Here is a 14,231-nt window from a genome sequence, read left to right on the forward strand (position 1 = left end):
TGGTATCTTCATCTTCATACCTTGGCTAAAGACAATATTTAGGTTTGTTTTATGGTTTTAGTTATCTCATACAAATACCATCAATTTTTTTGAACCATGCCTTCTAAATTTATCCCTATCAATATGTTATGCACTGAGTATCATTATACTCAATGAAAGATAGACGAGTTCTGAGGAAAATAATGAGTAAAGTATTACTATTGAAATCAAGCATTTTGGCAGATTATTCACACAGCAATAAAATGGCTGATTATTTTGTACAACAGTGGCAAGAAAAAAATCCCGATGATGAATTTACAGTTCGAGATTTAGTTAACCAGCCAATCCCTGCGATTGATGGCGAAATTTTAGCAGCTTTTGCACCTACTGACACTAAAACCGCGCAGCAACAAGCACATTTAGACCTATCAAATCAACTCATTGATGAAATTAAACAAAGTGATGTTCTGGTGATCACCGCGCCAATGTACAACTTTTCCGTGCCATCTCAGTTGAAACATTACTTTGATTTTATCGCCCGTTCTGGGCATACCTTTAAATATACCGAGCAAGGTTCTGTCGGCTTATTAAACAATAAACGGGCTTATGTCCTCACAAGCCGTGGTGGTATTTATAAAGACACCCCAACTGATACGATGGTGCCTTACATTACCCTGTTTTTGAATTTTATCGGTATTACAGATATTGAATTTGTTTTCGCGGAAGGTACCGCATTAAGCGCTAAATCCGCAGAGAAAGCGCAATCACATGCGAAAAACCATATTGATTTACTGATTGCTTAGCAGTAGGCCTCGTTAAATAGTGCGCACTATATTAGTTTTCGTGCGCATTTTATTTTTTCTGCATCCATTGCCCATTAATACCGCGTACATATTCTCCCGTCGGCGCCCGTTCAACTAATTTCTGCCCAGCCATTCTTGCGACATCATTGGTTTTAAGCCCATTTTTATCTGCAATTTCTGTATATCGATTTTTTCTTTCGGCATTGATATGTTCAACCAATTGCTTTGCATCTGCACTACTTTGGTCAATTACCGCCAAATATCCCGATAAGGTTTCTCCCACCATACCGTGAGTTTTACCTTCTTCCACCGTCAGAGCAAATGCAGAAAATATGCTTAATGTGGAACATAACGTGACGACTTTAAACCAGTTCATCATTTTGCAGGTACCTCACCGAATAGATCGCTGTTTTCCTTTAATAATTCTTCGACTTGTCGGTCAGCTTTAATTTGGATTTCATGTTCAATCTTAACATTCATATTGATGTTAATTGGCTTATCTGGCGTAGCGACTTCTACGCGTAAACATGCCGTTAATAGCGACGCCATTGCCATCATCATGATCAATTTTAATGTTTTCACGTTAGTCCTTTTCCCTTTTATATATTCTTTTCGAGCCATTCTTCTAAGCCAGTACCAAAACGTAAACTGCGCCATAACTGAAAAATATTCTCTTCATGGTGATAATTTAAGTGAACTTCACGCTTCTTGGCTTCTTTAGTGTTATACCCTTCAAGAATAGTCGACATGGTGAGTAATCCCAAGTTTGTGACATTCACATCGGTACGACTGCGTTGAATTTCAAGATATTGTAGCCATCCAATCGCCGATCCTGCTGAAATATTATCTTTGGCAATAGACTCCACAAAATTGGTATCTAAGCGTAATGTCAAAGGCCCGTTATTTTCCATCCATCCCCCTTTAATAATCCAATCAGGATTATTAAGGTAAAATGGCAACTCACCATTTACTCGACCAGAAACAGCAAATTGTGAAACTTTTAGTTTTGTGAATAGCTCGCTAAGCTCCACTTGATGAACACTAATTGTTGCCGGTTTATTTTGTGGCCAGCGCAGTAAATCGAGATTGATTTCCCCGCCTAACATTTTAAAACCAACATTGCTAAGCTGGATCGGATGAGTCTTCGTTGGCGGATACGTTCCTGATAAATCCGCTTTGATATCGGTGAATTCAAACAAATTCGAGACGTGCTTAATGCGTAATTCAACGGGTGATTTCTCACCTAATGTCCACGTACTATTATGTAATTTCCACGGTAAGACAAAATCCAAACCATTAAGCTCACCATCCTTCATCCATAAGCTCGTATTTTGCACTCGCCAATGTCCACCAGCAATAAAACCATTTTCTGGAGTCATGGAAAAAGCAGCTTGAGAAAATAGTTTACCTTCACGTAATTCAATACCTAGGTCTTTCGGAATTAATGTCTGAAATGCTTTAACTGACTGCTCCGGCCAACGTGCTTCACCACGCAGACGTTCACCGTCCCAGCGTCCAAATATAACAATAGGCCCTACTTGTCGGGTACTTAAATCCCCTTTCAACTGAAAACTGGCTGGGGATGTACCCTTAAGTTCCGCATTTGCCGTAATTTTAGGCAAATAGCTATCTACACCAAATAACATTCGATTACTGGTTAATTGTAATGCGCCATAAAAATCCGCTTTTGCGTGATCACGCTGCCAAACCAACGGGGATGTCAATTTAAGACGTGGAGCAGACATGGAGAGTAAACCATATTTAATTTGGTCAAATCCCGTATTTAAGCTATTGAGCGTTAATTGTGTATCTTGCCAACTGCCGTTGCCTTTAACATCCCAACGAGCCGCTAACGCAGGCAGCTGAGCATTACCCCAGTAATTCCAGAACCATTTACCTTTATCAATATTAAACTTATTCGCACTGCCATCGAGATGAATATCAAAGTCACCCCAATATTGTTCTTTTACCTTTAAAATTGCTTGTAAGCGCCCCGAAATTCCTTCGGCATTTAACCGGGTACCCGCCAAAGGTAAGCGTATTTCTCGTAACAGAATCGTCGGTGAAACCCGCCCATAGGCTCTCAATAACGAACCAGGCATAAATGCGACGGTGGGTGAAACCAACTGGCCTGCAATTTTCGCTGGCAAATTGATATCCAGTACCATGTCATCGTATTTCACTTGACCGTTGAGTCTAAAATCAATATCCGCATCGAGGAGATTGATACGACTAGGCTCAAGCGTAAGGACTAAGTTAGCTTTTCCTTTTTTCGCATCAGTCAACATGTTCAAACGTCCTGAAACCACAAACTCACTCAGGGTTTGATTCCAGTTATCAATTTGAAATGCAATTCCACCATGAAGTGGAATTTGTCCATCATTCCAGCGCCATTGCCCATCCGTTACGGTCACTTGTGATGATGAAACCTGCCATGGAAGATGGAATAATTCTTGTTGCTGCTCAAGATCTGTAACGGTCAGTAAGCCTTGATCGCGCTGCCAATGCAGTTTTGTATTTAAGCGTTTATTTAACTCAATAAGCTTAAATTGGGCTTCGATATCTCCCGTTTCGGGCAGTTGAGCCGTCGTCAGAGGTAAAGCCAATTGCGCTGTTAATTCAATATGTTGAGGCTCTTCTTGTGGCTTATTTTGATCCAGAGCTTGCAACTCTTCTAACGCTAATGTGCTCTGAGGTAATGTTGCCGAAAATTGCTGCACAATCAGTTGATTTTGCGAATTAACAAAAGAAGAAACCCGTACATTTTTCCCTTGATAATCCAACATAAGTGGAGAATCAGCGGTACTGCGTAACCATAAACTACCTTGATACTGCTCCCAAGAATGCAGTGTGATCTTATCAATGACGAGTGAAAATTGAGGGATAGCATCCAGTATCTCGGTGATGTTTATAGGAGAACTTGGTGACTCCTCACTCGTTTTGATTCCATCCAAACATTCCGCATTAACATCAAGCCCATCAACTTTGGCCCTAATCGGGAAAAAAGAGATTCGGGCATCCGTTACTGTTGCAAGAGAACAATTATTTGCACTTAATCCCACACTCGGGAATCTAATTTGATGATTAACAAGTTGTGGTTCAGAAAGTGACAGTGTCACTGGTGTGGGTAAAAAATGTTTAGCAACAACGGGCGCCCAACGGGTTAATGTTGTCCATAATATGATTAGGAGCACAACACTCACCCCTAATAAGAAAAACAGTATTTTTATTGCCCGTTTCATGAATATTCTCTAAGTACCATCTTCATGAGGCAACAATAAATACCATTGATGAGATGGACGAAAATAAAGCGAAAGGATGCATCGGAACGAGCAGTCCGACAACTTGCATTGCAATGTAGGTCATATCCATAATAACTTTCTCTATTTAGATAAATATATTCTAATCTTTTAAAGCAGAAATGAACAACTTAACCCTATCCGTTCATTCTGTTACTTCATTATTTTCAGTCAGTTCTTAATGATTATGCGATGTTGCATGGTTGGTAATTTCATGAAAACATGATTGTGCATCATGCACAACCTTCACTTTTTCGGCAAACATCGGATTAGCTGCAAAAAAATCATCCAATCGCTGATCAAATTGCTTTGCGAAACGCAGTAGCTCTATCATATTCATGAAGGTTTCTTTTGGTCGCACACCCTTTAATTGCGATATTAAAAAGCGTTTAATGATCCGATACGCGCAAACTCGATAAGGAATGTTGAGCCTAATAATTAATGAGCTATCGGCAAAAAAAGGCGCTAAACGCTTGTCATAAGAGCCTTCCATTATCCAGCTTTCTTTAGATTTGATCTCCGAAATCAGCGACTTCATAGTTTCCGGCGTATTTTTAACGTACTCCGTTTGGGTTTTATCCCAATAAATTTCATCATAACCATATGCGGGGAGACTAAATTCTTCCGATAACTTTTGAGCGAGCGTTGTTTTTCCTGCTCCCGATATACCAATAATGCAAATTTTCACGCTGCTCCTTAACTTTCTTTATTCTTTAAAACCAATCTATTCTGTAAAAGAAGAAAAATAAAACTTAACAGTTGCATTATTTTAACACTAAAAATGGCCGTCTTTGTTAAAGATAGTGAGCAAACGAAAATCAAACGTAAACAGTAAGATATTTTCTTAATTTAGAGGTGATTTACATCACTAATTGTCTTATTCTGAACGCATATTTTTGTAGGTTTGTTTATTTTACCTACACTTTGTCATTTATTGGTTCCTATAAATTATGGAGTTCCTCTGATGAAAATTGTTTCCTATAGCACCAAACAGTATGATCGCAAACATATGGAACAGGTCAACCAACAATCAGAGTTTAATTTTAATATTGAATACTTTGATTTTCCATTAACTGTTCAGACGGCTAAAAACGCCGTCGGTGCTGATGCAGTCTGCATTTTTGTTAATGATGAAGCGAACCGTGCTGTGCTGGAAGAGCTCGCTGCTCTCGATGTGCATATTCTCGCGTTACGCTGCGCCGGCTTTAATAATGTTGATTTAGATGCCGCCAATGAGTTGGGCATCCAAGTCGTTCGCGTTCCCGCTTATTCTCCTGAAGCTGTTGCAGAACATGCGGTTGGTATGATGCTATGTTTGAATCGCCGTATTCATCGCGCGTATCAACGCACTCGGGATGCTAACTTTTCTCTTGAAGGTTTAACTGGCTTTAATATGCATAACCGTACTGCTGGTATTATTGGTACGGGCAAAATTGGCCAAGCCACACTACGAATTTTAAAAGGTTTTGGGATGCGCTTACTGGCTCATGACCCATACCCTAACCAAGCCGTCCTTGATCTGGGTGCCGAGTATGTCGATTTAGACACATTATATCGGGAATCCGATGTTATTTCTCTGCACTGCCCTTTAACACCGGAGAACCACCATTTACTGGATGAAAATGCATTTAATCGCATGAAATCGGGCGTGATGATCATCAATACCAGCCGTGGAGCTTTAGTCGATTCTGCGGCTGCTATTAATGCACTTAAATCCCAAAAAATTGGCGCATTAGGCATGGATGTGTATGAGAATGAAAGAGATTTATTCTTTGAAGATAAATCTAATGATGTGATTCAAGATGATATCTTCCGCCGATTGTCTTCTTGCCATAACGTCTTATTTACTGGTCATCAGGCGTTTTTAACTGAAGAAGCCTTAACAAGTATCAGCTTAACAACACTGAGTAATATTCAGCAAATCAGTCGTGGCGAGAACTGCCCGAACGTTGTGAAGCCATAGCAGGATCTTGCATCATGAAAAGATTGATCCCGCTCACTCTCTTTGGTTTGTTACTTGCCGCTTGCCAAACCCATCAAGTCAAGGCGGGTAGCAGTCAGCAATCCCTTGAGCAGCAGTTGATGCATCATAATTTTGTCTTAACTGAAGTGGATGGTCAGCGCATTACTAAAAAACAGACCGCACCGTCCATTTCATTCGGTGAAAAATTGTTTGTCTCCGCTTCTATGTGTAATGACTTTAACGGAATGGGCACAATTAATAATGCAACATTAAAAGTTAAAACATTAAGTAAAACAGAATTAGAGTGCGTAGATGAGGATCTTTCACGATGGGATAGCTTAATTAACCGTATGCTGAAAAATGGAGCAACAGTAACATTAACCAAAGATCATTTAACGTTGACACAAGGGCATTATAAACTTGTTTATGCCTTGAGTGATTATATGCAGTAATTCTGCCCTTATTACAAAATAAAAAACCGCCATTTTTAATCTGGCGGTTTTTTTATCTTATTCTATTGCTATCCGTTAAAGGCTACTTAGCTTGGCTGAATAACAAATTAATTCCCGTCGCTTTTGATGTGCGATCCATATAGTCATGAATTGTGGTACTAAAACCTATTTCTTTCACGATACTTAAGCTACGCAACACAGGGAAGATAATAAAGTCGTTAATATCCACAAGTGCTTTGCTACGCTTTTCTAGCCATACATCTAATAGATCCATATGCGGCTCTAACTCAATCAACAGCGTGTGCGTTTCTTTACGCAGTACGGATAAATCATCCCCATGAAACTTGCTAACACGCTGGATATATGCGGTTTTAGCCGCCTCTGTCGCTATCTCAGGAAATTCAGATTCAGTAAAACGTGGTGTCACTAATTTAGATACCGTCGAAGAAACTGCTTTATACCAGCTATCAATTTCAGGGCTAATTTCTCCTGCTGCTAAACGGGGTTCACTTAATTGGTCAACATAACGCACAATATCTAAACTCTCAGGTAAATAGCTACCATCTTCTTTCTCTAGAATAGGTACCATTTTGCGCCCTATCATACGTGTTGGGGTTTCGATATCGTTATCCAACAAAATAACTTCTTCTACCGCAACTTTTTTTAAGCCAAAAATCATTCTGGCACGAACACAAAATGGACAATGATCATAGATATACAGTTTCATGTTACCCTCGCACACTCAGTGATAAAGCGAATTAAGTTAACTCAAGTATACTTGATATTTATACTTAGTGTAGCGTTAAAGAAATTTCTTTTTTATTATTTCATATAATGAATTTAGTTATATTTGACAATAAAAATAAAATAAAAAAAATACAAATTAAATTTTAATTCACCAATAAATCACAATATTGTATTTTAAATTCATTAATTTATATTTCCATTTATATTCAAAATAAATAATTATTAAGGAGGTGGGAAATACAGAATATCTCCTAACCAACCAAAAAGTTCCAAAATGGAATAATTTAACTAAACTAATCAATATATTAAACAATTGACTTACAAATAAGAAAATGTCGATTTTATTAAACAGACAGGTTTAACCGCATAATTCTAGCGGGATATTCTTATTGTAATTTTAATTCAGAATATTCAAAATGGCATTACAGCAACAAGCGTCAAACTTTTTAATATGACTATCATTAAATGAAAGACTATCATTGAAAGTTAAACACTTTAATTTGACGTTAAATTTAATTATTAGCTTTTAAACCAGCTTGTAATTTAATATAATATATAGTGAAAACGACTGATAATAACCTTAATAATAAGTTGAGTATGTCATATGGACATTCATAGTGTCATTGGTCTTAGAATAAAAAACCGGAGAAAAGAGCTAGGCTTGTCAGGCGCAAATCTAGCAAATAAGTTACATTTAAGTCAGCAGCAAATATCGCGGTATGAAAATGGTATTAACAAGATCCCAATCGACCATCTGCTTGATATTTCTGAGATTTTAATGTGCCCCATCGAATGGTTCTTTAACGGTTATAAAAGTGAAATTAATAATAACGATGACCATTCATTCGATATTCCGAATAGAGAATTACAATACGCAGCAGAAAGTGTAATTATTCCATCTAAACATCACGCATAATAATCTTTTTTTGATTATCTAAAAATACCCAGCTAAGGCTAATGTAGTAATTAATCTTTATCGATTAAAATTAGCTTCCTGGGTATTTTTTATTTCTCTCTAAAAATTAAAATTGCATATTATATATATAATAAAACATCCGACCTCACACCACTGACCAGTATTAATTTAAAAATAAAAAATCGCATATCTTTCATTAAAAATATGCGATTCATTATAGGAAATTAATGTAATTTTTAATCGTAGGTTACATTGAAAACCAAATGCGACCGAACATCACCTGCCGAAATCGCTCTTTCATAAGGAAAGTATCGAGCTGTTAAAGGAAAAATTAACAAATCATCTTGATTATTCACTACGGTACCTACTTTATAACTATGAGTAAAACTTAATGGTGCTTTACTACTTCTTTCTATCACTTGAATACCAACACCCTTTGCACCATTAGTTCCAGCTTCTTCATTTCTTAATACACCATTAACATCACTAGCCGAAGCATTTCCACGAAAATCAATATTAAATGTAGTTAAGCCTGAAGAGGTAATACCACCGTTACACTCCATGGTAATATCAAAATCAATTTCTCCCACAGGTGCTTGATAAGCGGTCAATTGATTGCGTTTTATCGGCGCGAGTGTCACATTCTGTTCTCGTCCACCATTGATTAAGCAAGATGGCGATACAATGGTGATTGCATTTCCTTGTAGATACGTCCGAATTAGCGGATCCGTATTATGTTTGTAACCATATTCGGTGTACTGCCCATTAGCAATTGTGCCAGAACCTGTTTTTCGTGCAGTTTTTATCAACGTTAATGTGAACGTTGAGTTTTCAAGGTATACGCTTACACCATTTCGCCCGCCGTAAATCGTATGAGTACCGGGATAGAGAATATTGACTTGGTTTCCACCACGTTCAAACTTCATTCCTATCCCTGGGATACTGGATTGATAAACGCCATCACCTAAATGACGCAAGCCGCCCATCACCACTTCAGCTTGAAGCGCATTCGTTCCATAGCATGTTAAATACGATTGATAGCCATTAGTACGCATAGGCCATTGTTTTCTCATAATAACCCCTCCAACAGGAAGGTTTGGATCAACAACAACATTGCCTAAAGTCATATTGAGATCTATTGGTCTTACATTCTTGCGATAACAAACATCTGCATACCCAAAAGCTAATGCATACTGAGTAGTAAGGAGAACACCAGCACCAATTAGCCAGCGCCATTTTTTGATCATTGACATAGACTCTCCTGACTGTTTTCCGCCGTTAATGGGAACGAGCACTCGCCGCCTTCCCATTTCACTGTCGCAAGTTTAGATTCATTATTACTGATAAAAACGGTACCACCTTGCCCTACAACACCAATGTAATTCCCTTGAGGATCCAAAACATTGGCACCAAATGGCAGCGCTTTATTGTTTGGTCTAACCACGCTATACACCGCGTTTTTCTCAACTTTCGTATCAAAAACAACTTTTACGACGCTACCTTCATACGGTACAACTTGCGCAGTGGTGCTATTAAATACGATGTCTTCTGGGCTACCTTTCGGGTCAATGTCGACATTATTAATACGATAAGGACGAACATAAGGCGCTAACGCATACCCATGGCTATCAATTTTGGTATTCTGTGAACCCATGACAGAAGCCCCTTCCGCGCCTTTCGCTTCTATTAATGCAATCGTTGAAGAGGTATTTGGCGAGAACGTGACTCCACCAGCATGCACCACCATTGATCCATTAGCTGAAGCACCATATTGGCGATAACCATTACCTTGGCTGTAGTTAGCATTCGTATTCACAACTGAAGTTTGGTATCCCGTGTTCAGTGCAAAGTTACTATTACCGTGTTCTTCAAACGACGTATTTAAACCATAAGTCCAATTATTTTCTGTATCAAATGATCCATTAACGCCCACTTGTGAAGAACCAAATTTATCATTATTAAAGATGGTGTTTGAGGTAATGGCAGCGTAATTGCGATCCCCGAAATAGAGAGGGAAGTTCACATTTAAGCTCACACGGTCATCTTGCGTTCTTTGCGTATTATCTGAATAGACTCGCATAAATGAGATGCCATACGAAAAGCGTTCAAATTGGTTGTTGTAATTTAATTGATACTGTTTTTCGATACCGCTACGGTTCCAATAACTTGAAATACGTCCAGTAAAATAGAAACTTCCTAAGTCGTACGGTAAATTTTGGTTAATTGTGTAGCTAAAACCGTTTTTCTCACGCCCTAATGAGCTATCTATTCCTTTCTTATCCGCATCAATCGTGTAAATCGCATTAGAAAGACTGTAATAATCTTCTGTTGAATAACGGTATGCCGCTAGCACAAGGTTTGTGTCAGTATCAGAAAATAACTTGTTGAAAGTAAAACGGTAACTTTGCCCCATATCCGTTTTTTGATTGAATACCGTTCTTGATTGGGTAACATCGACAGCAACCGCACCAATAACCGTATTCACACCCGCACCTAGCAAATAAGCCTGATAGTCATCAAATGCCGTGACACCACCATACAGTGTGAAAGTGTTATTTAAACCATGCTGCAAAGTACCTTGCATAATAAACGGTTGGTTACTGATACCTTTAGCATCTGATTTACCGCCTGACAGTTGATAACGGGTATAACCGGGACGTAGTAACTGCGCCATCGACGTGTAAGGCACACTAAAAGAAGACTCACTTCCATCGGCCTCTTTAATAGTCACGACAAGGTCATTACCATAACCAGATGGGTACACATCATTGAGGTTAAATGGCCCTGGTGAAACCGAGGTTTGATAAATAACGACATCATTCTGTTTGACGGTAACAAGGGCATTGCTTTGTGCAACACCACGAATTTCAGGTACAAAAGAACTCATGCTATCAGGATACATCGTATCGTCAGTGGCAATTTTAGCCCCTAATAAACTGATACTGTCAAACATATCCCCGTCAGTATAAAACTGACCAGCGGTTGCCTTAGACTTCAAGCCAACAATAGGACGTTGTAAATAGGTTTGGTTACTGTGCCAATTAGCACCCTCTTTACGTTGCCAATTTAAATTTCCAATATGCTTTAATAACCAACCGTCATAGCTTAATCCTGCATTTAATCCGAGATAAGCACTCGCATTATTGTTGCCGTTTGAGTGACTATCATAATAGTTACTCATATAGCCCAAATTCAATGCAGGGATCCCTGTCTCCCAGAATTGTTCAGAGACATAGCCACGAGATGATTTCTGCTCATAAATTTGAGGAACAGAAATATCAACTCGTAACGTTGATGAATGAAATGTGTCGCTAACATCAGGGTCACTATTCCACTGAGTTAAAAAAAGACACTCTTTACTATCGGGTTTCGCCGTCGGTGCAAATTTTTCGACATTAATACCCAAGTCAGATAACAGAGCTGGGGTATAGCAGGTTCCTAACTGTCCATTTTCTTTTGCGACGAAATCAAGGTCGTATCGCCCTTTCCAACTCCCATTGGTATACACATCAACGGAATATTTTCCTGGGCCGATCCCTGTCGTATTAAATCTGTCAAAATCAACGTTTTCTTGACTACCTATAATGAAACCGCTGTTAAATTCATACGTGGTATCTTCTTCACTCCAAGCATAAAACGACGGTAAAGCACAGACTGTGACTAAACCTGTCACTGAGAGTAAGTTTGTATATTTATTTTTTAACTCTCTCTGCTTCATTCTAAATCCTATTTAACGGTAGTTTTTACCGCTACATCTGAGCCGTAATCATTGATATTGTTAATAATAATCTTAGTTCCTGACGTCAGTGCACGCTTGAGCGTCACCGTCGACTGGCTTTTAGGCTCTAAAAAAATTGTTTCATTATTCAATCCGTTAGAACCATCAGTAGAAATTTTTGTAATAGTAATAAAGTATGGCGACGGGTTGCCGATATTAAGTTTGCTGCCATCTGCTTTAACAACGAGTTGTTCAGGAGCAAGCTCGCGACTACCTAGGCCTGATGGGCGATAGAAAAATTTAAAACGAGAACGAATAGCCAATTGCAGCACATTTTGATTTTCTTCTGCTTTATTTTTGACCATTGGTGGAATATCTAACAGATTCAGCCACCATAAGGATTCTCTGTCTTGCGGTAAGGCGGATTTATCCATTAGCTTAATGCGGATGGTTTGCCCACCTTTTGCTTCAATTCGGGAAATCGGCGGCGTGAGTTGAAATGGCGTTTTAATGGTATCAGGTGTTTCAGATGCATCACCTGTATCAAGCCATGTTTGGGCCATAGCAGGACGGTCAGCCGTATTATTTAATTGGATAGTGATTTCTTTTTCATCGCTAGGATAAACAAAACGAGTACCGTTAACGATGATGTTATTTGCAAATGCTGTCACACTCGACAGTAAGCAAAGACTAAATAGAATGGCTTTCATGTGGGCCTCAAAGCAAAAAGCGGCAGTTAACCCACCGCTTACTAACTCATGCTTTTATCGAAAATGCCGATAAAAACTGACTGAAAAATTAGTTATAAGTAATTTCGTAAGTCGCGTAGCTTTGGATTTCACCCGCGCTTACAGTGTCAGGAGTTGCTGTAGAGTAACCAACATAGTAAGTGAAACGGGTATTGCTACCGTTTTTCTCACCAATTGCTTTTGGTTGGCTTGCTTGACCTGGGAAAATTTTAGTGGTTTTTTCGCCGTCAGTAGACAGTGCTAATTGGATGTTTTTAGCGCCGTTAACAACAGTGTTAGCTAAGCTACCGTTAGTATTAGCGGCTAAGTTACCACCAGTCCAACGCACACCTAAAGCTGCAGTATCAGTAACAGGTTTGCCGCTTTGTGCACAATCACTGATTTCAATAGCAAAAGTTTTTGGTTTTAAAATAGTGTTAGCGCCGCCGTTTTTAACTTCTTGTAAAGAAACAGGTGCTAAATACACAGTTGCATCGCTGCCTTGACCATCAACGGAAACGTTACAAGAAACATCCATAACTTTACCGTTAAAGTTAACTTGGCCACCGCCAACTGAAGTTGCTGCATTTGCTGTTGTGAAACCAAGAACTGTTGCTGCGATAGCAGTCAGTAAAACTTTTTTCATTTTCAATTCCTAAGATGAGTTTTTTATTTATTGCTTATACAAATTATTAAGAGGTCTTTTATTCATTCTTGGGTAACAGCAAAAACAGAGCCCGACCGTATTAAAATACAGCCAGAAATCAGCATATTTAGAGCTTCAACGGATCACCGTAATGCGCACATAAGCAATAGCTCAGTGATATCTGTTTTTTGACCAACAAGTTGTATGACCACTAATTCGAAGCAAAGAATACATAAAAACTTATGTGTCATTAAATCGTTTTTACCTTAGCTTATTAACATTTTGATAGGCTCAATCTATTGCAAACGATCTATTAATCGAAATATTCAATATATTAATTACACTTAATAAGTCATATTTAGAGGTCAAATAAGATAGTTGCAAAGAATAAATTTAAACATATAACATTTAATTTTGTTTTTATAAGATATATGAGATTTTTGTGAACATTTTAAATTTGCGATATAAGTTAAATTTTGTATTTTTATTTACATTTAGACACTTTTTCTATTCTTTTGATTACAAAATGAATTCACTCCATACGTGTTAAAAATACGTAATTGATAAATTATTCTTATTGAATTACTCAATGTTCATATTGAAACATTTGCCAATAAATAAAATTAAATATCGAATTATTATTCCAATATCCAATTAACTCTCAATAAGAGTAAAAGAATTATCTATAACTTTATTGCGCCTTAGGTTGAAGTAAAAAGTTATATAACAACAATTTCTTAGTGACTAACACTATCATAGAGGGAATAGAAAAAATGCGGTAAAGAGGCAGGGAAAATATTTATGATAAAAAATCATAAATACCGCAAGATAATGCTCCTATCATATAATAAGGCTTTGACAATTTAATCTTATTAAGAGTATCAAGGTATGAGGCTATGTAAGCGGAAATAATCATTTCTGATCTAACAATACTAAATAAGTGGTACTTTTTAGCCAAAAACTTGATCTGCGTCAAAATT

General features: G+C 38.0%; 11 protein-coding genes and 2 pseudogenes. 4 read left to right on the top strand and 9 right to left on the bottom strand.

Annotated features, from left to right (window positions below):
- The first annotated feature begins 182 nt into the window (after positions 1–182).
- Positions 183–782: an FMN-dependent NADH-azoreductase gene (locus GKR74_RS12770; RefSeq protein WP_154603866.1), complete on the top strand. Its 600-nt coding sequence runs from the start codon at positions 183–185 to the stop codon at positions 780–782.
- 49 nt (positions 783–831) lie between these two features.
- Here the strand turns inward: GKR74_RS12770 and GKR74_RS12775 are convergent, their stop codons facing one another.
- The 4 genes and pseudogenes from GKR74_RS12775 to GKR74_RS18010 form a co-directional block, all read right to left on the bottom strand.
- Positions 832–1,161 (bottom strand): YdbL family protein, encoded by a 330-nt coding sequence (locus GKR74_RS12775; protein ID WP_154603867.1) that lies wholly within the window; start codon positions 1,159–1,161, stop codon positions 832–834.
- Positions 1,119–1,343: pseudogene (locus tag GKR74_RS12780) on the bottom strand (YnbE family lipoprotein). The gene GKR74_RS12775 and the pseudogene GKR74_RS12780 overlap by 43 nt, the downstream one beginning before the upstream one ends.
- A 38-nt stretch (positions 1,344–1,381) precedes the next feature.
- A complete protein-coding gene (locus GKR74_RS12785; protein ID WP_154603869.1) occupies positions 1,382–4,024 on the bottom strand; it encodes a YdbH family protein in 2,643 nt (880 codons plus the stop codon).
- A 235-nt stretch (positions 4,025–4,259) separates the two neighbouring features.
- Positions 4,260–4,769, bottom strand: a complete 510-nt coding sequence (locus tag GKR74_RS18010) for an AAA family ATPase (protein WP_230086648.1) — start codon at positions 4,767–4,769, stop codon at positions 4,260–4,262.
- Between the two features lie 276 nt (positions 4,770–5,045).
- Here GKR74_RS18010 and GKR74_RS12795 point away from each other — a divergent pair, with 276 nt between their 5' ends.
- Together GKR74_RS12795 and GKR74_RS12800 are read left to right on the top strand one after the other, a co-directional pair.
- Positions 5,046–6,044 (top strand): 2-hydroxyacid dehydrogenase, encoded by a 999-nt coding sequence (locus GKR74_RS12795; RefSeq protein WP_154603870.1) that lies wholly within the window; start codon positions 5,046–5,048, stop codon positions 6,042–6,044.
- A gap of 14 nt (positions 6,045–6,058) precedes the next feature.
- A complete protein-coding gene (locus GKR74_RS12800) occupies positions 6,059–6,496 on the top strand; it encodes an META domain-containing protein (RefSeq protein ID WP_154603871.1) in 438 nt (145 codons plus the stop codon).
- 82 nt (positions 6,497–6,578) lie between these two features.
- Here the strand turns inward: GKR74_RS12800 and grxB are convergent, their stop codons facing one another.
- On the bottom strand, positions 6,579–7,223 hold the full coding sequence (grxB, locus tag GKR74_RS12805) for a glutaredoxin 2 (RefSeq protein ID WP_154603872.1): 645 nt from the start codon (positions 7,221–7,223) through the stop codon (positions 6,579–6,581).
- Between the two features lie 624 nt (positions 7,224–7,847).
- Between grxB and GKR74_RS12810 the strand changes: the two genes are divergently transcribed.
- Positions 7,848–8,159 (top strand): helix-turn-helix domain-containing protein, encoded by a 312-nt coding sequence (locus tag GKR74_RS12810; RefSeq protein WP_154603873.1) that lies wholly within the window; start codon positions 7,848–7,850, stop codon positions 8,157–8,159.
- A gap of 236 nt (positions 8,160–8,395) precedes the next feature.
- Here the strand turns inward: GKR74_RS12810 and GKR74_RS12815 are convergent, their stop codons facing one another.
- From GKR74_RS12815 to GKR74_RS12830, 4 genes and pseudogenes are all read right to left on the bottom strand, one after another.
- Positions 8,396–9,412, bottom strand: a complete 1,017-nt coding sequence (locus GKR74_RS12815) for a fimbrial protein (protein ID WP_154603874.1) — start codon at positions 9,410–9,412, stop codon at positions 8,396–8,398.
- A pseudogene (locus GKR74_RS12820) lies at positions 9,382–11,877 on the bottom strand (fimbria/pilus outer membrane usher protein). Before GKR74_RS12820 ends, GKR74_RS12815 begins: the two are co-directional and overlap by 31 nt.
- Before the next feature lie 8 nt (positions 11,878–11,885).
- Positions 11,886–12,587, bottom strand: coding sequence for a fimbrial biogenesis chaperone (locus GKR74_RS12825; RefSeq protein WP_132495887.1), 702 nt, complete (start codon positions 12,585–12,587; stop codon positions 11,886–11,888).
- 88 nt (positions 12,588–12,675) lie between these two features.
- Positions 12,676–13,251, bottom strand: coding sequence for a fimbrial protein (locus GKR74_RS12830; protein WP_154603876.1), 576 nt, complete (start codon positions 13,249–13,251; stop codon positions 12,676–12,678).
- Positions 13,252–14,231: the final 980 nt, after the last annotated feature.

The sequence above is a fragment of the Providencia sp. wls1914 genome (assembly GCF_009706645.1).
In the GTDB taxonomy this organism is placed as follows: domain Bacteria; phylum Pseudomonadota; class Gammaproteobacteria; order Enterobacterales; family Enterobacteriaceae; genus Providencia; species Providencia zhijiangensis.